This window comes from Micromonospora sp. ANENR4, from assembly GCF_015354395.1.
Classification (GTDB): domain Bacteria; phylum Actinomycetota; class Actinomycetes; order Mycobacteriales; family Micromonosporaceae; genus Micromonospora; species Micromonospora aurantiaca.
Genome location: NZ_JADKYQ010000007.1, coordinates 129,825 through 149,997 on the forward strand (window position 1 = coordinate 129,825; position 20,173 = coordinate 149,997).

At 74.5% G+C, this 20,173-nt stretch carries 21 protein-coding genes; 6 read left to right on the plus strand and 15 right to left on the minus strand.

Going from position 1 to position 20,173, the window contains the following annotated elements; translation table 11 throughout:
- Position 1: 1 nt before the first annotated feature.
- The 4 genes from IRY44_RS14080 to IRY44_RS14095 all read right to left on the minus strand — a co-directional run bounded on the left by IRY44_RS14080 (position 2) and on the right by IRY44_RS14095 (position 2,626).
- Positions 2-631 carry a hypothetical protein gene (locus IRY44_RS14080; protein ID WP_194801056.1) on the minus strand — a complete coding sequence of 210 codons (630 nt, stop codon included), beginning with the start codon at positions 629-631 and terminating at the stop codon, positions 2-4.
- Positions 628-774 (minus strand): hypothetical protein, encoded by a 147-nt coding sequence (locus IRY44_RS14085; protein ID WP_194800846.1) that lies wholly within the window; start codon positions 772-774, stop codon positions 628-630. The genes IRY44_RS14080 and IRY44_RS14085 overlap by 4 nt, the downstream gene beginning before the upstream one ends.
- A gap of 95 nt (positions 775-869) precedes the next feature.
- Entirely contained in the window at positions 870-1,475 is a 606-nt protein-coding gene (gene prfH, locus IRY44_RS14090) for a peptide chain release factor H (protein WP_194800847.1), read from the minus strand.
- On the minus strand, positions 1,472-2,626 hold the full coding sequence (locus IRY44_RS14095) for an RNA ligase RtcB family protein (RefSeq protein ID WP_194800848.1): 1,155 nt from the start codon (positions 2,624-2,626) through the stop codon (positions 1,472-1,474). Before IRY44_RS14095 ends, prfH begins: the two co-directional genes overlap by 4 nt.
- A 218-nt stretch (positions 2,627-2,844) precedes the next feature.
- Between IRY44_RS14095 and IRY44_RS14100 the strand changes: the two genes are divergently transcribed.
- The gene (locus IRY44_RS14100; protein WP_194800849.1) at positions 2,845-3,603 is read left to right on the plus strand and encodes a peptidylprolyl isomerase; all 759 of its coding nucleotides are present in this window, start codon (positions 2,845-2,847) and stop codon (positions 3,601-3,603) included.
- Positions 3,604-3,673: 70 nt separating this feature from the next.
- Complete coding sequence (locus IRY44_RS14105; RefSeq protein ID WP_194800850.1) at positions 3,674-4,651, plus strand: DUF2804 domain-containing protein; 978 nt, start codon at positions 3,674-3,676, stop codon at positions 4,649-4,651.
- A gap of 79 nt (positions 4,652-4,730) precedes the next feature.
- Here the strand turns inward: IRY44_RS14105 and IRY44_RS14110 are convergent, their stop codons facing one another.
- The 9 genes from IRY44_RS14110 to IRY44_RS14150 form a co-directional block, all read right to left on the minus strand.
- Positions 4,731-6,992, minus strand: coding sequence for a catalase (locus IRY44_RS14110; RefSeq protein ID WP_194800851.1), 2,262 nt, complete (start codon positions 6,990-6,992; stop codon positions 4,731-4,733).
- A gap of 92 nt (positions 6,993-7,084) precedes the next feature.
- Positions 7,085-7,747 (minus strand): 4'-phosphopantetheinyl transferase, encoded by a 663-nt coding sequence (locus IRY44_RS14115; RefSeq protein WP_194800852.1) that lies wholly within the window; start codon positions 7,745-7,747, stop codon positions 7,085-7,087.
- Entirely contained in the window at positions 7,744-8,568 is an 825-nt protein-coding gene (locus IRY44_RS14120; RefSeq protein WP_194800853.1) for a metallophosphoesterase, read from the minus strand. The genes IRY44_RS14115 and IRY44_RS14120 overlap by 4 nt, the downstream gene beginning before the upstream one ends.
- A gap of 57 nt (positions 8,569-8,625) precedes the next feature.
- Complete coding sequence (gene pip, locus IRY44_RS14125) at positions 8,626-9,576, minus strand: prolyl aminopeptidase (protein WP_194800854.1); 951 nt, start codon at positions 9,574-9,576, stop codon at positions 8,626-8,628.
- 42 nt (positions 9,577-9,618) lie between these two features.
- The gene (locus IRY44_RS14130) at positions 9,619-9,993 is read right to left on the minus strand and encodes a hypothetical protein (protein WP_194800855.1); all 375 of its coding nucleotides are present in this window, start codon (positions 9,991-9,993) and stop codon (positions 9,619-9,621) included.
- 124 nt (positions 9,994-10,117) lie between these two features.
- Complete coding sequence (locus IRY44_RS14135) at positions 10,118-11,587, minus strand: hypothetical protein (RefSeq protein ID WP_194800856.1); 1,470 nt, start codon at positions 11,585-11,587, stop codon at positions 10,118-10,120.
- A 136-nt stretch (positions 11,588-11,723) separates the two neighbouring features.
- Entirely contained in the window at positions 11,724-12,686 is a 963-nt protein-coding gene (locus tag IRY44_RS14140; protein WP_194800857.1) for an anti-sigma factor RsbA family regulatory protein, read from the minus strand.
- On the minus strand, positions 12,683-13,510 hold the full coding sequence (locus IRY44_RS31275; RefSeq protein ID WP_194800858.1) for an MEDS domain-containing protein: 828 nt from the start codon (positions 13,508-13,510) through the stop codon (positions 12,683-12,685). The genes IRY44_RS14140 and IRY44_RS31275 overlap by 4 nt, the downstream gene beginning before the upstream one ends.
- Before the next feature lie 23 nt (positions 13,511-13,533).
- A complete protein-coding gene (locus tag IRY44_RS14150; protein WP_194800859.1) occupies positions 13,534-14,643 on the minus strand; it encodes a hypothetical protein in 1,110 nt (369 codons plus the stop codon).
- A 175-nt stretch (positions 14,644-14,818) separates the two neighbouring features.
- Between IRY44_RS14150 and IRY44_RS14155 the strand changes: the two genes are divergently transcribed.
- Entirely contained in the window at positions 14,819-15,292 is a 474-nt protein-coding gene (locus IRY44_RS14155) for a GNAT family N-acetyltransferase (protein WP_228532071.1), read from the plus strand.
- Between the two features lie 208 nt (positions 15,293-15,500).
- On the opposite strand, the gene IRY44_RS14160 is transcribed toward IRY44_RS14155, so the two are convergent.
- A complete protein-coding gene (locus IRY44_RS14160) occupies positions 15,501-16,016 on the minus strand; it encodes a 2'-5' RNA ligase family protein (RefSeq protein ID WP_145752617.1) in 516 nt (171 codons plus the stop codon).
- A 99-nt stretch (positions 16,017-16,115) separates the two neighbouring features.
- Here IRY44_RS14160 and IRY44_RS14165 point away from each other — a divergent pair, with 99 nt between their 5' ends.
- Complete coding sequence (locus tag IRY44_RS14165) at positions 16,116-16,622, plus strand: DinB family protein (RefSeq protein WP_194800861.1); 507 nt, start codon at positions 16,116-16,118, stop codon at positions 16,620-16,622.
- Here IRY44_RS14165 and IRY44_RS14170 read toward each other — a convergent pair.
- The gene (locus tag IRY44_RS14170) at positions 16,609-17,586 is read right to left on the minus strand and encodes a glycoside hydrolase family 88 protein (protein ID WP_194800862.1); all 978 of its coding nucleotides are present in this window, start codon (positions 17,584-17,586) and stop codon (positions 16,609-16,611) included. The genes IRY44_RS14165 and IRY44_RS14170 overlap by 14 nt on opposite strands.
- Positions 17,587-17,709: 123 nt before the next feature.
- On the opposite strand from IRY44_RS14170, the gene IRY44_RS14175 reads away from it, so the two are divergent.
- Together IRY44_RS14175 and IRY44_RS14180 are read left to right on the plus strand one after the other, a co-directional pair.
- Positions 17,710-18,087 (plus strand): SCP2 sterol-binding domain-containing protein, encoded by a 378-nt coding sequence (locus IRY44_RS14175; RefSeq protein WP_194800863.1) that lies wholly within the window; start codon positions 17,710-17,712, stop codon positions 18,085-18,087.
- Positions 18,084-20,162, plus strand: a complete 2,079-nt coding sequence (locus IRY44_RS14180; protein WP_194800864.1) for a glycogen debranching N-terminal domain-containing protein — start codon at positions 18,084-18,086, stop codon at positions 20,160-20,162. The genes IRY44_RS14175 and IRY44_RS14180 overlap by 4 nt, the downstream gene beginning before the upstream one ends.
- Positions 20,163-20,173: the final 11 nt, after the last annotated feature.

Consider the following 20,173-nt stretch of genomic DNA (forward strand, 5'->3'; position numbering starts at 1 on the left):
GTCACCGGTAGGGCCAGCTCGTCGAGCCGCCGCGCAGCGCCGCCTCCCGGTTCCACTTCCGGGTGAGGTACAGCGCGAGGCAGCCGAGCCCGGCGAACACCGGCGCGAGCAGCATGAGCAGCAGGCCGGCGCCGAGCCGGAACCGGTCACTCTGGAGGCCCTTCGCCGACGCCAGCGTGAACGCCTCCACGCCGTCAGCGGTGCAGCTCACGAAGTCGGTGTCCATCCAGGTGATGCCCTCGGTGGCCACCACCGGCGTGAACAGCCGTGGGTCACCGCGGTCGGTCATCACAGACGCTGTCCCCTCGGGCCGGGCCCCGGTCAGCTCCCTGCTGCGCTGCTCGCCGGTGGAGTAGACGCGGCTCTTCGCGGTGCACCGGACGGTGGCGGGATCGACGTCGGCCGGCGTCGCGAGGATGAGGATGTTGCCGGGGCGTACGCCGGTGTCCCGCACCTTGATCTCGGCGCCGGGTGCGAACTCGGCGGCGGCGGAGAAGGTCGACGCGGCCGCGAACGGACCCGTCTGGGTCAGCAGCGCGAGGCCGAGGAACCCGGCCAGCAGGAACCCACCCCCGCCGACGAAGATCCACATCGCGACCACGGCGCGGAAGCGTTGCACGAGCGCGCTCACCGGACGCGGTCCATGTCGAAGGCGCCGTCGGTGACCTGTCCGCGCATGGCGTCGCGGAGGTAGGTCTCGGGATCGGTCCCGGCGTCCCCGCCGCAGGAGGCGAGTGAGAGCGCCGCCACCGGACCGGTCCTTCTCCGTCGCATTCGTCCTCCTCGCGCTCGCGTCGCGGCGGGCCGGGGCCGCCCGGTCGCCGCGACCACGGTAGCCGGGGGCGGCAGGCGCGGCGGATCGGGCCGGGTCAGGGCCGCTCCACCCGTACCGGGTCGCCGCGCACGAGCTCGTCGTGGATCCGCCAGCGGGCGTCGACGCCCGCGCGCCGGGCCGCCTCGTCGTCGGCGGCGATCCGCTGCCGCAGCAGCTCGACCGCGATCCGGCGGTTGAGGTGCAGGTGCCGTTCGGTGTCCACCACCACGGTCCGGCCGGACGGGCGGTGCGTGGCCCGGACGGCGGTGCTCGCCTTGTTGCGGTGCTGGCCGCCGGGCCCGCCGGTGCGGCACGGCACGAACTCCACGTCCGCCTCGTGGAACGGCGTGACCACCACGTCGGTCCGGCAGGTCCGCGCGGTGACGTACCAGTTCTTCCGGCCGTGGCCCGTCCGGTACGGGCTGGGCGCCTGCCAGCAGAGCGTGCCGGTCCACCCGGCCGCGAACGCCTCCGCCCCGGCGCCGCTGATCCGGACCAGCACCGACCGGTACGTGCCGGCCCGGTCGCCGGGTACCGTCTCGACCCGCTCGGTACGCAGGCCCCGCCGGGCCGCCTCGCCCTCCATTCGGGACAGCAGCCGGGTCAGTGCCCAGGCGCACTCGGCGGGTCCGCGCCCGGCGGACAGCAGCAGCTCGGTCACCGGCGGCCCTTCCGGCGCTCGTCGCGGCGGCCTGCGTCCGGCGTCTTGTAGGTGACGAGCGGAACCGTGGTGGTGACCGGCGTGGCGAGGTCGTGCGCCACCAGGTCGCCGATCACCTGCTCGATGCGCTTGTACGCGGTGGGCGCCTCCTCGAACAGCAGCTGCCGGTCGCCGCACACCACTATCGAGCCGACCGGCGTACGCCGCAGCTCCTCGACGGTGTGCTTGGCCCGGCCCCGGCGCAGCGCGTCGGCGCGGGACATCTTGCGCCCGGCGCCGTGCGCCACCGAGTAGCCGGCGTCCGGCCCGGCGTGCGCGGCCACCAGGTAGGAGGGTGTGCCACGGGTGCCGGCGATCAGCACGTCCCGCCCGTCGCCCGGCGCCGCGCCCTTGCGGTGCAGGTAGCGGCCGTCGCGGATCTCGACCAGGTTGTGGCACTGGTCGACGACCGGTTCGGTGGGTTCGGCGCCGAGCGCGTACGCGACCCGCGCGGCCAGCAGCCGCCGGTTGAGCGAGCCCCAGCGCACGGCCGCGTCGTGCCGGGCCAGGTAGGCGTCCGGGTCGGGCGCGGGACCGGCGCCGTGCGTCTCGGTGTGCTCGCGCAGGATCCGCTCGCCCAGCCCGCGCGACCCGGAGTGCACCACGAGCACCAGGTCACCGGCGTCCAGTCCGAGCCGCTCGGCGTGCTCCGCCGCGAGGATCGGCCCGACGCGGGCCAGTTCGACGAAGTGGTTGCCGCGTCCGACGGTGCCGAGGCCGTCGAGGTGCCCGGCCGGCACGTCGCCGTCGAGCACCGACCAGGCCGGGTCGTCGGCGTCCCGGTCCGGGTCGAGCGCCCGGTCCAGGTCGGGGAACCGGGCCGCGAGCCGTTCCGGTACGACCCGGCGCAGCGCGATCGGGAAGACCGCGATGCCGCACCCGATGTCGGAGCCGACGAGGAACGGGTAGAGCACGGTCGAGGACATCGCGGCGCCGATCGGCGCGCCCTTGCCGGGGTGCAGATCGGGCATGGCGGCGACGTGCGCCATGCCGTCCAGGGCCGCGACCTGGCGGCACTGGTCGAGCGCGGCGGACTCGATCCAGCTGCCGGGGGAGGAGAAGACGGAGACGGTGGCGGGCACGACGGCCCGCCCGGAGGGGTACGCGGACACAGACGCTCGATTCTGCGGAAAGAGAAGCGGGAACGGCAGGCGGCGAGGAGGGGCCTGCGGGCTGGGTGCGATCCGTCAGAACGTCATGCCGATCACCTTCTCGGACGCGGCGCTGGCCGGCAACCGACTTTCGACCCGCCGAGCGCCCGCGTCGACATCACCCCACCCGATCCATAGACTCCGGTCGTTCTGGTACCACGAGTCCAGGGAGGACCACCGTGTCGAGCGAAACCCGAACGCACGCCGCCTTACCCCTGCTGGCCCGCCTCGCCGGGGTGAGCGTGGCCGCCGCGACGATCGTCGCCGCCGCAGGTGTCGCCGCGACCGCGGCGCCTCCTGCCGACCCCGCGCCCACGAAGGGGCCGTGCGCGTACACGCCGACGCCGGACGAGCCGGCCGCCCGGCCGGTGCCGCTGCCGCCGGACCCGCGCCGCACGCCGGACCGGGGCACCGTGCGGGTCACGCTGCGCACCAACCAGGGGCCGATCGGGTTGACGCTGGACCGCGAGCAGGCGCCGTGCACGGTGCAGAGCTTCCTGCACCTGGTCCGCAAGCGCTTCTACGACCGGACGCCCTGCCACCGGCTCACCGCGTACCCGACGCTCACGGTCCTCCAGTGCGGCGACCCGTCCGGCACCGGCGAGGGCGGCCCGGGCTACCGCTACCGCGACGAGCTGCCCACCGACCTGCCGCCCGCGCCGACCGACCCGACCGGTGTACGCCGCCTGTACGCGCGCGGCACCCTGGCCATGGCCAACGCCGGCCCGGACACCAACGGCAGCCAGTTCTTCCTGGTCCAGGCCGACTCGGCGCTGCGCCCCAACTACACGGTGTTCGGTCAGGTCGACGCGGCCGGGCTGGCCACGCTGGACCGGATCTCGGCCGGCGGCATCGCGCCCACCCCGGAGGATCCGGCGCCGGTCGACGGCGCCCCGGCGGTGCCGGTGGAGATCTGCCGCGCCAAGCAGGGCCGCTGACGTAACGGCCCGGCGGGACGGCTGCCGAGGCCGCCCGCCGGGCCCGCGACGGCGTCGGTAGCCTGCGGCGATGACGCATGAGCGGGAGATCACCGAGCCGGTCGACCTGTGCCGGCCGGACGGGCGGCTGAACCCGGACGCGGTCGGCTGGAGCCGCCGGCCGCTGCACCGGGCGAACCTGCGCGGCTGGGGCCGGGCCAAGCGGTGGGAGCACTGGGGTGTGGTCACGCCGACGCACATCCTCGGCCTTGTCGCGTCGTCGCTCGACTACGCCGGGGTGCAGAGCCTCTACCTGCTCGACCGGCGCACCGGCCGGGAGACCACGGCGGAGGCGGTGGTGCCGTTCGCCCGGGGCACTGTGCTGCCGCCGGTCAGCGGCGCCGGCCCGGTCCGGGCCCGGGGCGGGAACCTGACCATCGCAGTCGAGCAGGGCCCGGACGGCAGTACGCTGCGCGCCAGCGCGCCCGGCGTCGAGGTGGACCTGACCGTGCCGCTGCCGCCGGGGCACGAGTCGCTCGGCGTGGTGGTGCCGTGGAGCACGCGACGGTTCCAGTACACGGTCAAGGACATCGGCCGGCCGGTGCACGGCACGATCACCGTGGACGGCACGGCGTACCCGGTGGGGGAGGGGTCGTACGCGGCGCTCGACCACGGCCGGGGCAAGTGGCGGTACGCGGTGCGGTGGAACTGGGCGGCCGGCAGCGGGCCGGGCCGGTCGATCCAGCTCGGCGGCAAGTGGACCGACGGCACCGGCTCGACCGAGAACGCGGTCTTCGTCGACGGGCGGCTGCACAAGATCGGTGCGGATCTGATCTGGGAGTACGACCGCGCCGACTGGCTGCGGCCGTGGCGGATCACCGGTGACCGGGTGGACGTCACGTTCCACCCGTTCCACGAGCGGGTGGCGCGGACCAACCTGCTCGTGCTGGCCGGGGAGACGCACCAGTGCTTCGGGACCTTCACCGGCTGGGCGGCCACAGACGACGGCGGGCGCGTGGACCTGGACGGCCTGGTCGGCTGGGCCGAGGAGGCCCGCAACCGCTGGTGAGGCCGGTCCCCGCCGGGCCGGGCCGTACGCACGGCGTGGGGCGGCCCCGTCCGGGACCGCCCCACGCGCGACTTCGGGATCAGGCGACCGAGGCCGGGAACCTCTCCCAGACCCGGTGCGCCGCCATCAGCCGCTGCACCTCGGCGAGCACCTCGGCGCCGGAACCACCGGTGACCACGCCGGGCGTGCCGGTGACGCCGGCCTGGTTCAGCACCTCGGCACCGGCGCCCCAGGCGCCGATCACCTTGGCGTGCCGCCACGCCTCCTCGACCAGCAGGAGCACCCGCGGGTCGACGGTCGCCCCGCCCGGTGCGCCGGCCTTGGCGTCGCGGGCCGGCAGCGCGTCCGGCGCCGGAGCCGGAGCGCCGGCCAGCAGCACCGCGTCGAACTCGACCGAACGGCCGGTGGCGAACGTGCGCTGCACCGGCAGCCCGTCGACGGTGCCGCCGTGCGCGGCGATCAGCAACGGCACCATGCCGGCGGCGGCCACCGCCCGGCGTACCTCGTGCACGTCGTCCAGGCCGGCCTGGGCGTCGACCACGATGCCGACCATCCGGCCGTCGGCCGGCCACTGGCGGCCCACCTGGGACAGCGCCGGGCTGGGCTGCACCTCCGCCAGCGGCACTGTGGGCTGCGGCACGGGCAGGCCCAGACCGATCGCCACCTGCTCGCACAGCACCGGGTCCACGTTCGCCAGGCACTGGAGCTGCCGCTCCTTGATCGCCTGGTGGTAGCACTTGCCCAGCTCGAACGTGTACGCCCGGATGATGTGCTCCTTCTCCACCGGCGACATGCTCTGCCAGAACAGGCGTACCTGGCTGTAGTGGTCGTCGAAGGAGGCCGGCGCGGCCCGCACCTTCGGCGCCTCGGCCACCGTCACCGGGGTGTCCACGAACGCGTGCTCCCGGTCGCCGGCCGGGAACGGGTTGCCGCCGTCGAGCGAGTTCGGCCGGTACGGCGCCACCCCGGCGTGCACCGCGTGCTGGTGGAAGCCGTCACGCAGCATGTCGTTGACGTCGGCGTGCGGCCGGTTGATCGGGATCTGGGTGAAGTTCGGCCCGCCCAGGCGGGTGAGCTGCGTGTCCACGTACGAGAAGAGACGGCCCTGCAGCAGCGGGTCGTTCGTCACGTCGATGCCCGGCGGCAGGTGCCCGACGTGGAACGCCACCTGCTCGGTCTCGGCGAAGAAGTTCCGCGGCGTCTTGTTCAGCGTGAGCTTGCCGATCGGCTGCACCGGCGCCAGCTCCTCCGGCACGATCTTCGTCGGGTCGAGCAGGTCGATCCCGGCGAACGTCTCCTCCGGCGTGTCCGGGAAGACCTGGATGCCCAGCTCCCACTCCGGGTACGCGCCGGCCTCGATCGCGTCGTACAGGTCGCGGCGGTGGTAGTCGGGGTCGATCCCGCCGATCAGCTGTGCCTCCTCCCAGGTCAGGGAGTGCACGCCCAGCTTCGGCTTCCAGTGGAACTTGACCAGCACCGTCGCCCCGGCCTCGTCGACCATCCGGAACGTGTGCACGCCGAAGCCCTCCATGGTCCGGTACGACCGCGGGATGCCCCGGTCGGACATGTTCCAGATGGTGTGGTGCTGCGCCTCGGTGTGCAGCGAGACGAAGTCCCAGAACGTGTCGTGCGCGCTCTGCGCCTGCGGGATCTCCCGGTCCGGGTGCGGCTTGCCCGCGTGGATGACGTCCGGGAACTTGATCGCGTCCTGGATGAAGAACACCGGGATGTTGTTGGCGACCAGGTCGAACGTGCCCTCGTCGGTGTAGAACTTGGTGGCGAAGCCGCGGGTGTCGCGGACCGTGTCGGCCGAGCCGCGCGAGCCCAGCACGGTGGAGAAGCGGACGAAGACCGGCGTCTCGCGCCCCTTCTTCAGGAAGCCGGCCCGGGTCACCTCCTCGGCGGTGCCGTACGCGACGAACGTGCCGTGCGCACCAGCGCCGCGGGCGTGCACCACCCGCTCCGGGATCCGCTCGTGGTCGAAGTGGGTGATCTTCTCCCGCAGGTGGTGGTCCTGGAGCAGGACCGGGCCGCGCGGACCGGCCTTGAGCGAGTGGTCGGTGTCGCGCAGCCGGGCGCCGTTGGCGGTGGTGAGGTACGCACCCTGCTGCCCCTTGGCGATCTTCGGCACGCCGGTCTCGGCGCCGGTCGGGGTCCGGGTGTCCGGCGCGCCCTGCTCGGCCTTGGGCGGCAGCGGGCCGTGCGGCGTGGTCGGCTCCTCCAGCGGTGGCGGCGCGCTTCCGGGAGCGCCCGGCACGTCCGGAGTCAGCGCGTCGCCGACCTTCTCGACGGCGGCTTCGACGACACCCTTGACGATCTGGGCGGGCTTGCTGGATTCCATCAGGACCTGTCCTCCTACAGCTAAATGTCCAGGCCCTTTCGGCCCTACCCCAGCTCAGGGCGGGCAAACCGGAACAATCGCGGTATCGCCGGTCAGGACCGGCGCGGCACGGACACGGCGGTGAGCAGCAGCCCGCCGGCGACCAGCCAGCGGCCGTCCAGGACGTCGAGCGGCGGGCCGCCGTCGGCGCGGGCGCCGTCGACCAGGATCCGGGCGGTGAACCGGCCGTCCCGGTCGAAGGTCAGCTCCGCCTCCTCGAACCCGAGCCAGCGCCCGGTCAGCGGGTACCACGCCTTGTAGACCGACTCCTTGGCGCTGAACAGCAGCCGGTCCCAGTGCGTCCCCGGGTCGGCGTCGCGCAGCGCGGCCAGCCGCTCCGGCTCGCCCGCCACGGTGACCACCCCGGCCACCCCGTCGGGCAGCGGCTCGTGCGGCTCGGCGTCGATGCCCAGCCCGGCCAGCGCCCCGGCCGGGGCCACCGCCGCCGCCCGGTAGCCGGTGCAGTGCGTGATGCTGCCCACCACGCCGGCCGGCCAGACCGGTTCCCGCCGGGGACCGGGACGGATCGGCGCCGGGGCGTAGCCGAGGCGGGCCAGTGCCTCCCGCGCGCAGCGGCGGGCCGTCACGAACTCCTGGCGGCGCGCGGCCACCGCGCGGGCCACCAGGTCCTCCTCGCCCGGGTACGGCGCCTCGTCCGGCACGTCGGCGAACGCCTCGACGGCCAGCGCCCCGGCCGGCAGCAGTGCCGCGATCATCCGAGGATCCGCTTCATCGGCGCCGGCTCGCCGCCCCGGCGCCGCCACTCGCGCGGGTAGCCCAGCGACACCTCCTCGAACCGCACCCCGTCGTAGTGCGTGGTGCGCGGGATGTGCAGGTGGCCGTAGACCGCGACGGCGGCGCGGTGGCGCACGTGCCAGTCGGCCGTCCGGTCGGTGCCGCACCACTGGGCGAACTCCGGGAACCAGAGCACGTCGGTGGGCTGCCGCACCAGCGGCCAGTGGGTGACCAGCACTGTCGGCAGCGCCGGGTCGGTGGCCTCCAGCCGCCGCCGGGTCACCTCCAGCCGCGCCGCGCACCAGGACTCCCGGTCCGGGTACGGGTCGGGGTGCAACATCATCTCGTCGGTGCACACCACGCCGGCGTCGTACGCCGCGCGCAGCGACTCCTCCTTCGTGGTGGTGCCGGGGGCGCGGAACGAGTAGTCGTAGAGCAGGAACAGCGGCGCCACCGTGACCGGCCCGCCCGCGCCGCGCCACACCGGGTAGTCGTCCTCCGGGGTCAGCACGTCCAGCTCGCGGCACATCGCGACGAGGGCGTCGTAGCGGGCCACCCCACGCAGCGTCACCGGGTCGTTCGGGCTGGTCCACAGCTCGTGGTTGCCCGGCGCCCACACCACCCGCGCGAACCGGTCGCGCAGCAGTCGCAGCGTCCGCTCGATGTCGGCGAAGACCTCGCCGACGTCACCGGCCACGATCAGCCAGTCGTCCGCCGTCTCCGGCCGCAGGCCGTCCACCACCGCGCGGTTCTCCGCGTACGACACGTGGAGGTCACTGACCGCGTACAGCGCACCCGTCACCCGGCCGATCCTGCCAGCGGCGGTCGCGGATGGCCAGGCGCGAACCGGCGGGTCCGGTCAGCCGGCCCTCGCGGTCACCTCGTCGAGCGCACGCAGCACCTCCCGGGTGACGGCCGGCTCGGCGGCGGAGTGCCCGGCCTCCGGCACGATTCGCAGCGTCGCCTCCGGCCACCGGCGGGCCAGGTCGTACGCGGACACCGGCGGGCAGCACAGGTCGTACCGGCCGTTGACGATCACGGCGGGCAGGTGCCGGATCCGGTCCACGCCGTCGAGCAACTGACCCTCGGCCAGGAAACCGCCGTGCACCGCGTAGTGCGACAGGATCCGGGCCACCGGCAGCGCGTGGTCGTCGGTGGTGAAGTGGGCGAGCAGCTCCGGGTCGGGCCGCAGCGACGAGTTGACCGCCTCCCACCGCCCCCAGGCCCGCGCGTACTCCCGGGCCCGCGCCTGGTCCGGGCCGTGCAACCGCCTGTGGTACGCGGCCAGCACGTCGTCGCGCTCGTCCGGCGGGATCGGCGCCACGAACCGCTCCCACTCCTCGGGCTGGAGGTGGCGCAGCCCGCCCTGGTAGAACCAGTCCCGCTCGCTGCGCCGCAGCAGCAGCACACCGCGCAGGACCAGCCCGGTCACCCGCTCCGGGTGCGCCTGCGCGTACGCCAGGGCGAGCGTGGTGCCCCACGAGCCGCCGAACACCAGCCACGAGTCGATGCCCAGCCGCTGCCGGATCGTCTCCAGGTCGGCCACCAGATGCCAGGTGGTGTTGGCGCGCACCTCGCCGTGCGGGGTGCTGCGGCCGGCGCCGCGCTGGTCGAACAGCACGGCCCGGTGGCGCGCGGGGTCGAAGAACCGCCGTGCCGCCGGCACCAGGCCGCCGCCGGGCCCGCCGTGCAGGAACACCACTGGTACGCCGTCCGGCCGGCCGACCTCCTCCACGTACAGGACGTGGCCGTCACCGACCGGGAGCAGATGGGTGGCGTACGGCTCGACGGGCGGGTGCAGACCGGTCATGCCCGGTCATTGTGCCCGCCGCGGGCCCGCCGGGTGGCCCGGTCAGCAGGCGACGTTGCCGCCGAGGTTGTCCAGCAGCGCGTCGGCGACCCAGCCGGAGACACCGGTGGTGACGTCCCGCAGGTAGGTCCACGTGTAGGTGGTGTGGCCGTTCGCGCTGACCCGGTCGCCGCTGGCGAAGCAGTGGAAGTCGACAGTGTGGCTGAGCTGCCCGTAACCGAGGGAGGCGCACGTGGTGTGCGGGCCGGTGCGGATGTTGACGTTCGTGGCGTTGAACAGCTGGCCGAACTTGCTGTCCACGTTGGAGTGCGAGTGGCTGCACCCGGCGCTGGCCGGTGCGGCCGTGCCGGCCACCACGGCGCCCGCCGAAGCGACGGTCAGGACGACGGCGGCACCGATGGAGGAGATCTTCCGCATACCCGTCAACCCCCGAATAAAGATCGAGATGCACCAGCAGATCGATCCAAATATTTGCATAAAGCAAGGTCGATGAGCAAGATGCGGTGCCGCCGGCCCGGCCCGGACCGGCGGCGCCGACGTCTCAGGCGGTGGCCGGTACGCCGTTGTCCGTACCCGTCGTCTCCGCCTCGGGCACACCGCGCGGGGCCGGCGTGCGGACCGCGAACGCGTCGAAGCTCGGCCCGTCCAGCCGCTCGACGAACGGCTCCACGACCGGCGGCTCCGACCGGTCCGGCTCGATCGCGTCCGGCTCGGTCCGCCCGTCCACCGCCCGGGGCGTCACCTCGGCCGGCACGGTGATCGGCGGGCGCGCCGCCACCTGCGGGTACTCGGCGGTCTCCCCGCCGCCCGCGGCGGCCGCCATGACCGCCGCCGCGGCCAGGTCGGCGACCCGCTTGGCCTCCCGCTGCACCCGGGCCCGGGTCTCCTTGGCGTGCTGCTCGGCCAGGTCCGCCGAACGCCGCGCCTCGTCCAGCCGCTTGGTCTCCGCGGCCAGCTCCCGGCGTACGCCGACCAGCCGCTCCTCCACCTCCGCGCCGGTCCGCTCGATGGTGGCGATCTCCTGGCGGGTGTCCTCCAGCTGCCGGGAGACGCTCTCCAGCTCCGCCTTCAGCCCGGTCAGCGTCTCCTGCCGCTGCTGGATCTCCCGCTGCACGCCGGCGAGCTGCTCCTGGTGCGCCGCCGTCTCCTCGTCGGCCCGCTCCCGGACCTCGGTGGCGTACTGCTGCGCCTCGGCGACCAGCGCGGCGATGTCCTTCTCGGCGGCGGCGGCCCGGTCGGCCAGCTCCTGCTCGGCGGCGGCCCGCCGCTCGTCCAGCTCCTTGGCCATCGTGGCCTGCCACTGGGCCAGCTCCTGCTGGGCCTTGCTGCGGTTGGCCTGGACCTCCTGCTGGATCTGCGTCCGCGCGGCCTTCACCAGCGCCTCGGACGCCGAGCGCGCCTGCTCGACCTGCTGCGCGCTCTGCTCGGTGATCCGCTTCGCCTCCTGCTGGGCCCGGTCGTGCACGGCCTGGCCCTCGACGCGCAGCTTCTCCGCCAGCTCCCGCACGGCGGTCAGCTCCGCCTGCGCGGCGGCCCGCCGCTCCTCGTCCACCCGATCCTGCTCGGCCCGGCGGGCGGACAGCTCCTCGTCCAGCTCCCGCCGCTCCCGCGCGGCCTGCTCCTGCGCGGCGGCGAGCAGCTTCTCCGCCTGCCCCTGGACGTCCTCCGCGCGCCGGGTGGCCACGTCGGTGATCTGGCCGGCCTGCTTCTCGGCCAGGTCCAGGATCTGGTCCACCATCGGGCCGAGGTCGCGGAAGGACGCCCGGTCCACCGCCGACGGACGGTCCCGCAGCTCCACCGCCTCGGCCTGCGCCCGCTGCACCTGCGCGGTCAGATCGCGCACCTGCGCGTACGCCCGGTCCCGCGCGGCGGTCAGCGCGCTCACCTCGGCGTCGACCTGCTCGACGTACCGGTCCACCTGACGTTTGTCGTAGCCGCGCAACGCGGGATCGAACCGGGGCCGCCCGGACAGGTCGTCGTGGGGTGCGAACGGCTCGGCACCGTTGGACATTCGCCATCCTCCGTCGGTTCGCCAGCGCCAGGCCGGCGGATGACCGCCCCGCAGGGCACGATGAGGCGCTACGGTACCGCGTCCGCGCGCGAGGCTCGCCCCGCCCCGCCCCCCTGCCCGCCGACCGGCGGCACGGTCAGACCGGGAAGTGCGGGTTCCCCGCCGTCAGGCGGATGGTGAAGCCGGCCGCGTCCCTGTGGTACGTCACGTGGTCGCAACTCTGGTGGCTGATCCAGAGGCCCAGACCGCCGTCGGAACCGTCGCCCGCCGGCAGCAGCCCGGCGAACGGATCCTTCGGGCCGGTACCCCGATCGTGGACGGTCACCACGATCCGGTCCGGCGCGCGCCACAACCGCAGGCACACCGGCGGCTCGCCGTGGCGCAGCGCGTTGCTCACCACCTCGCTGACCGCGATGACCAGGCCGTCCAGGCCGTCGGGCGGCAACAGGCCACCGTCGGCGGCGCGTACCTCGGCCCGCGCGCGGGCCGGCGTCGGGTCGACCAGCTCGACCAGCGGCGCGGTCCGCTGCACCGGGTCGGCCGGCGCCGGACGGAACTCGGTCAGGTAACTCGTCGGGTCGGTGTAGAGACCGGCCGTCTCGTGCCCGCCGTCCGGCCGCGCCACCAGCGGATGGGTACGCGCCACGTCGGCGAGCACGTGTGCGGGCGTGCCCCGGCGGTCGTAGGCGCAGATGCCCCAGAGCGGGAAGTCGTCGTAGGCGTGATTGATCGCCGACTCGTAGCGCGCCCACCAGTCCCAGGTCGCGCCGAGCAGCACCGGCGGCAGCTCGCCGACCATCCGGATCTGCGCCGCCCCCGCCGCCACGTACGACGCGAGCAGCTCCCGGTAGGAACGCAGCGCGACGCTCGGCCGGGCGTAGACGTCACCGACCGGCAGGAACGTGACCTCGGCGCCGGTGGGCAGCGCCCGGCGCACCAGCTCGGCGTTGCGCTCGTCCAGGTTCACCGCCGTCGGCTCGCCGGCCGCGATCCCGTCCAGCAGGAACGGCAGCGCCACCGCCAGCAGCTCCTCGTCGGAGTCGTAGACGAACGCCTCGTGGAAGTAGCCCACGTGGCCGGAGGCCGCGCCGCTCCTCATCGGACGACCTCCACCCGTACCTCGGACAGACCGAGCAGGTCGACCAGCCGGGCCGGGGCGCGGCTCGGCGTACGCAGCACCGCGACGGCGTCGTGCCGGCGGGCGTGGTCGCGCAGGTGCAGCAGGCTGCGGTGGTCGACGAAACGCAGCTCGGCGGCGTCGAACACGACCCGGCCCGCCACCGGCCGCGGGTCGGCCCGCTCCAGCGCGGCGGCGAAGTCCCGGTGGTTGGACGGGTCCAGCTCGCCGGCCAGCGCCACCACCGAGTCGCCGTCGCCGGCGTGCAGCCGGAACAGCACGTCCGCGTTCGTCACCGAGTGCAGGCAGGCCAGCTCGGCGATCGCCGCGTCGTCCAGCTGCCGGCGGTCGTAGGCACAGACCGCCGACATCGGCCGGTGCCGCATCCAGTGGTCGATCCGGTGCTCGTAGCGGGCGAACGCGTCCCGCTGGGCGGGGCTGCGGACCAGGCTCGTCGCCTCCGCCAGCACCCGCAGGCCGGTGTGCCCTGCGGTCAGCGCCTCGGTGGTGGCCCGCACGTACGCCTTGACCTGCCGGTCGGGGTCGACGATCTCGTCGTGCCGGTACGCCTCGCCGACGGGAACCAGCCGGAGCGCGTCCCGCCGGCGCGCGGCGTCGAGCCCGGGAACCGAGGCCAGCCAGCCGGTGACAGTGGCGCGATCCTCCGGACAGACCACCCAGACCTGCTCACCGGCGGCGAGACCGGCGGTGACCTGCTCGACCGCGAGTGCGCGCAGCACGGCCGGGTCGTCGTAGGCGAGGCAGCCGTGGGTGTAACCCGGGTACGTCACGCTCCCGCTGGTCACCGACTACGCCTCATGGGTCCAGTCTATGCCGGGCCCACCTGGAGATCGCGCCAGGCCGTGGCCTCGAGCGGCGGGTCACCCAGCTCGAACTCGGCCCAGTTGTTCCAGTACGCGATCGCGTCCACGTCGTTCTGCTGCCGCAGCCAGGTGACGTGCTCGCGGATCGTCCGCGCCCGGCCCGCGCCGGTGGTGTCCGTGGCGATGCGGCTCAGGCCGTACTCGGGCACCAGCAGCCGGATCCCCGGGTACGCGGCGCGCACCTTGCCGAAGGCCACGCCGAACATCCGGGAGGCGGGCCAGTACGCGGCGGTGTCCCGGGAGTAGCAGTCCACGCCGTAGTGGGTCATGCCCGGGTAGCCCCAGTCGGCCGGGTTGCCGCGCCCCTCGTCGAGCCAGTAGCGGGTCACGATCGGGCCGTGCCCGAGCACCCACCGCCGGTTGCGGTGCGCGGCCAGGATCTGGGTCACCCGGCTCGCCGTCGCCCGGTACGTGGCGGGGGTCACGTCGCCCATCGGCTCGTGGTACCAGGTCAGGTAGATCGGGCGGTTCACGCCGTCGAGCCAGCCGGCCAGCTGCTCGACGTCGTCCTTCCAGCTGACGTGCATGACGGCGGAGGGCGCGTCGGCGAACTTGCCCGTGTTCAGCGCGGGCAGTTCCGGCAGCGCGTCCGCGTCCGGGCCGTCCGTGCCGAAGTCGCGCATGTAGCGGATGCCCGGATAGTCGGCCACCGCCCGCTGGGTCCGGGCGCCCTTCTCGGCGCTCATCCCGACCAGCAGCGGCACGGTCAGCGTGGTGGTGCCCGTGCCGGTGCGGCCGGCGCCGTCACGCGCCGTCGCGGTCAGCGTCACCGTGCCCCGGCCGGCCAGCACGGAGACTGTGAAGCGGCCCGGTTCGGCGCCGCTCGGTGTGACTGTCACCCCCGGCGAGGCGCCGGCGAGCTGGATGGTCAGCGGGACGCTCAGGTCCACCCGGACCGGGCTGTCCCAGGTGACGCCGGTGGGGTCGCTGACCCGGCCGGCGAGCGTCAGCAGGCGCGAGTCGGGGTGGTAGGCGTCGACCCGGACGGTGGTCGACTGCCCGGGCAGCAGGACGGTCTGGTCGGCGGTGACGGAACGGACGACGGGTGCGGCCATGAGGCTCTCCTTCGACGTGCTTCGCTGCCGCTCCGGCCGCACGTCTTCGGGTGGCCAGAATGGCTCTGACCTGCGCTTTTACCAGCTTGCGTCGGTTCGGCCCCGATCGTCAGGGCGGCCGCAGATGGCGCGAAACCCGGTCGCCGCCGAGCTGTCCCGCCCGCATCCTGGTCCGATGCCGATCATCGTGCGGGACCTGCGCGTGCCGGACTGGCCGCAGCTGTGGCCGATGCTGCGGGACATGGGCGTGGGCGACGAGCCGCCGGAGGTCCACCGGCTGCGGTTCGCCGCGCTGCTGGCCGACCCCCGCTGGGTGCTGCTCGGCGCCGTCGACGCTGGCGGGCCGGTCGGGTACGCCGCCGCCCAGGACCACGGCCCGCACCTGCGTTCCGGTGACGCGCACCGGACCGTACGCCTGCACGACCTGTACGTCCGGGCGGACCGCCGCCGCGACGGGGTGGGCAGGTCGTTGTTCGACGCGGTCCGCCGGTGGGCCGCCGGGCGGGCGCGGCACCTGGAGTGGCAGGCCCACCACGAGCGGGCGGCGCCGTTCTACGAGCGGCTCGGCCACCGGGGCGACAGGTGCCCGCAGCCGGACTACCCGACGTTCCTCCTCGATCTGACCGGAACCGACCCCACCTTCCCCTGACGCAACCGCCTCACCTGCGCTGCCCCCGCCCAAGATCAACACCAGTTCGGGGAGGTGGCTCCATCAATGGTGGTCTGATGCCGCCATTTCCCCGAGCTGGTGTCGATCTTGGATCGGGATGCCACCATTTCCCCGAGCTGGCGTTGATCATGGAGCGGGATGGCACCACGTCGGGGAACTGGTGTGGATCACGGGTGTAGAAGGGGAATCAGGGCAGGGGGTGGGAGATGTCGCGGGCGTGGTCGGCCACCGCCGCGCCGACCACCGTCGCGGTCAGCGGCAGCACCTCCAGGCAGCGGCGCACCGCTGCGCCCATCAGCGGGTTCGGCACCCGCATCGACAGCGTGCAGTGCGGCACCCAGCGGCCCGGGCGGTAGTGCTCCACCACCTCGACGCCGGCCCGCGCCAGCCGCTCGTGCACCGCCGCGTGGTGCGCCAGCAGCTCGGGCGTCGGCGCCGGCCCGAGCCAGAGCACCCGCCCGACGAACTGCCCGGCGTGCTGGAACTCCAGCCGCAGCGGCGCGGCCACCACCGTTCCGGCGAGCGCCTCGGCGACGCGGTGCGGGTCCAGGCGGGGCGCGACCGCCAGCGAGACGTGCGGGCGGTGCCGCTGCGCCAGCAGGGACCGCATGCTCGGCACCCCGTCGGACTCCAGCAGGTCCCACAGCACCCGGATCCGCCGGGTGGCGTCGGTGTCCAGATACAGCTCCAGCGCCGCGACCACGCGATCACCCTAGAGGCGGGGCCCGCGCCGAGGTTTGCCGGGCACGCTGGGCGGTACTGCCCGAAGGGACGGCAGGAGTCGGCAGGGAGTGAGGGACACGTGGACGCGACGGACGTGCTGACCGAGGCGTACGGGCGGTTGCCCGATCTGGTCGCCGGGGCGCTCGACGGGCTCGACGCGGCCCAGCTGCGGCGGGCGCCGGCCGACGGGGCGAACCCGGTCGGCTGGCTGGTCTGGCACCTGACCCGGATCCAGGACGACCACGTGGCCGACGTGATGGGGGAGCCGCAGCTGTGGGCCACCGGCGACTGGGCGGCGCGCTGCGGCCTGCCGCCGGACCCAGCCGACACCGGCTTCGGGCACGGCCCGGAGCAGATCGCCGCGGTACGCCCCGAGAACGGCGGCGTGCTGCTCGACTACCACCGGGCGGTGGTGGACCGGAGCCTCGCGTACCTGCGCGGCCTGCGCCCGGCCGACCTCGACCGGGTGGTGGACGAGAACTGGGATCCGCCGGTGACGCTCGGGGTGCGGCTGGTGAGCGTGCTCGACGACGACCTCCAGCATGTCGGTCAGGCCGCGTACGTGCGGGGACTCATCCTGCGCTGAGCGTCGCGCCGGCCCGGCGCAGCGCGGCGAGCCCGAGCAGGTGGCACGCCTGCGCCTCGGGCGAGGTGCCGGGGCCTTCGAAGTCCGGCGCCCCGCTGACCCCTGTCACCCGGCCGTACGCGTCGACCCGCCGGGCGGCGGCCGCGAGCAGGCCCGCCCCCACCTCGAACCACGACCGGGACAGCCACCCGTCGGCCACCCCGGTGAGGGCCGCGTACCCGAGCAACTGGGCGGTGTTGGCCTCCCGGAACGCGCCCGGCTCGTCCAGCACGTCCGGGAACAGCCCGTCCGCGCCCCGGTACGCGAGGCAGGCGGTCAGCACCTCCTCGGCGTGCCCGGCCAGCTCGGCCCGGAGGCCGTCCGGCCGGTCCGGCGCGAGCCGCAGCGCGCGGGCGATCCCGGCGACCACCCAGCCGTTGCCGGTGCCCCACGGCCCGGGCCGGTCCAGCTCGCAGCGGTCCTCGTCCCAGCGGGCGGCGTACAGGCCGGTGCGTGTGTCGTACAGCCGTCGCCGGTGCCCCGCGACCTGCGCCGCGGCCGCCCCGGTCCGGCCGGTCAGCGCCAGCAGCGGCACCACCATGTAGATCGTGTCCGCCCACACCTGGCGGCCGTCGAGCAGGTGGAACAGCGTGCCGTCGGCGGCCCTCGGCGCCCGGCGGGCCAGCCAGTCGAGCTGGGCGTCCAGCGCCTCGGCGTACCGCCGGTCGCCGGTGCGGCGGGCGGCGTGCCGGACCACCTCGCCGCACGCGGCGCCGTTCACCGCGCCCACCGAACCGGCCGGTTCACCGAGCCGGCCGTCCGGCCGCTGCCGGGTCACCACGGCGTCGGCGACCAGTACCGCTGCCTCGTCCAGGCCCAGGTCGAGCAGCGCCTGGCCGAGGATGCCCTGTTCCCAGGCCTCGCGCTGCATGGTCAGCAGCGCGAGCAGCACCCGGTCGGCGGTGGCGTCCCCGGTCGTCGGCATGGCCGCAGGGATACCCGCCGCGCCGCCGTGCCTCACCCGGTCCGGGTGAGTTCGCCTCACCCGCGATGCGGGGACGCTGCGGGACGAGCGGCGCCGGCCGCGACCACCGACGAGGAGGGCCCGATGAGCGTCTCGGCCGTGGAACACCTGACCCGGGGAACCGCCGGCCGGCACCCGGAGCTGCCCGAGACCACCTCCGGCACCATCCGCCTGGACCTGCGCGACGACGGCCGCACCGAGCACTGGTACCTGACCATCGACCGGCAGGACGTCCGGGTGGACCGCCTGGCCGAGGAGGCGGACCTGGTGGTCGGCGCGGACCGCGAGGTGTTCGACCGGATCGCGGCGGGACGCCTGCACCCGGCCGCCGCGCTGCTGCGCAACGACCTCGCCGCGCGGGGCGAACTCAAGCTGCTGATGACGCTGCGCCGGCTCTTCCCCGGCCCGCCGGACGCCCGAGACCCCCGGGACGTGGCCGGCGCCCGGGTGGCGGCCCGATGAGGCAGGAGCTGGTCCATGTCCTCGCCGGTAACGCGTTCGCCGTGAGCGACGCGCAGGGGGACATGGAACGCGACCCGTCCGCGCCGATCGGCCTGTTCTCGTTCGACACCCGGTTCCTGTCCCACTGGGTGCTCACGATCGACGGCGAGCGGTTGCACGCGCTGTCCCGCGACGACCTGACCTACTTCGAGACCCGATTCGTGCTGGTGCCGGGCGCGGCCAGCCACTACGTGGACGCCGACGTCTCGGTGATCCGGCACCGCTCGATCGACGAGGCGTACCACGAGAGCCTCACGGTGCTGAACCACTCGGCCGAGCCCGCCGAGTACACGGTGCGGATGGAGATGGCCGGCGACTTCGCCGACACCTCCGAGATCCTGCGTCCCGGCCCGCGCCGGCCGACCGTCATCCCCGAACCGGAGCAGCGGCGGCTGCGGATCCGGTACGAGCGTGGGCGGTTCACCCGGGAGACGTGCGTCTCCAGCACCGTCCCGGGGGAGGTGGACACGCGCGGGATGACCTTCCGGATTCGCGTCGAGCCGCAGGGCAAGTGGCAGGTCGACCTGCACGTCGGCATGGTCATCCAGGGCGCCGGCGGGCGGGACCTGCGGGCCGGCATCGAGTCGCACCGGCAGCACGTCCGTCAGGACATGCGCGACGACCTCGAACGGTGGTACGACCGGGCGCCGCACCTGGTCGCCGAACGGCCCGGGCTGGCCGCCGTGTACCGGCAGGCCCTGACCGACCTGGCCGCGCTGCGGTACATGCCGCTGGCCTACAGCGAGCGGGTGCCGGTCGGCGGGATGCCCTGGGCGATGGCGCTGTACGGGCGGGACGCGCTGATCACCTGCCTCCAGACGCTGCCGTTCACGCCCGAGCTGACCCCGGGAACGCTGCACATGCTGGCGATGGTGCAGGGCGGCCGGCTAGACGACCGGCACGAGGAGGAACCCGGCAAGATCGTCGCCGAGCTGCGGTACGGCGAGGCGGCCGCGTTCGACGAGCAGCCCACCGCGCTCTACTACGGCGCCGCCGACACCACCCCGCTGTTCGTGATCCTGCTCGACGAGTACGAGCGCTGGACCGGTGACGCCGACCTGGTCCACGAGCTGCGGCACCCGGCGCGGATGGCGCTGGACTGGCTGACCCGCTACGGCGACCAGTGCGGCGACGGTTACCTGCGCTACCAGCCGCGCAACACCGACACCGGGGTCGCCAACCAGACCTGGCGCAATTCGCCGGCGGCGATCGTCGACCGGCACGGCGTGGAGCCGCCGTACCCGCGCGCGACGTGCGAGCTTCAGGGGTACGCGTACGACGCGCGGATCCGGGGCGCCCGCCTGGCCCGGGAGTTCTGGGGCGACCCGGCCTACGCCGAACGCCTGGAGGCCGACGCGGCGCGGTTGCGGGAGCGGTTCGATCGCGACTTCTGGCTGCCGCAGCGCGGCTACTACGCGCTGGCGCTCACCCCGGACGGTGAGCCGGTCGACGCGCTCACCTCGCACCTGGGGCACCTGCTGTGGAGCGGCATCGTGGCGCCGGAACGGGCCGACGCGCTGGCCGGGCACCTGTGCGGACCGGACCTGTTCTCCGGCTGGGGCGTGCGCACCTACGCGCAGGGGCAGCGGCCGTACAACCCGGTCGGCGCGCACCTCGGCGCGGTGTGGCCGTGGGACAACGCGATCGTCGCGGCGGGGCTGCGGCGGTACGGCTACGACGAGGCGGCGGCCGACATCGTCGCCGGAGTGTTCGCGATGGCGGAGACGCTCGGCGGATCGGTCCCGGAGACGATCGCCGGCTACCCCCGTGCGGTGACCAAGTACCCGGTCCAGTTGCCGGAGGCCGGACGACCGCAGTCGTGGGCGTCGGGCGGGTTGCTGATGCTGTTGTCGACCATGCTGGGGCTGCGTCCGTGCGGAGAGAACCTGCTGGTGAACCCGGCCGTCCCGACCGGGTACGGGCGGATCGAGCTGCTCGACGTGCCGGGCCGGTGGGGGCGGGCCGACTCGTACGGCCGGGAACGCGGCGCGGGCCGCCGGGTCCGCGCGGGCGAGCCGGCCCGGCGCGCCGCCTGATCCGCCGGGCC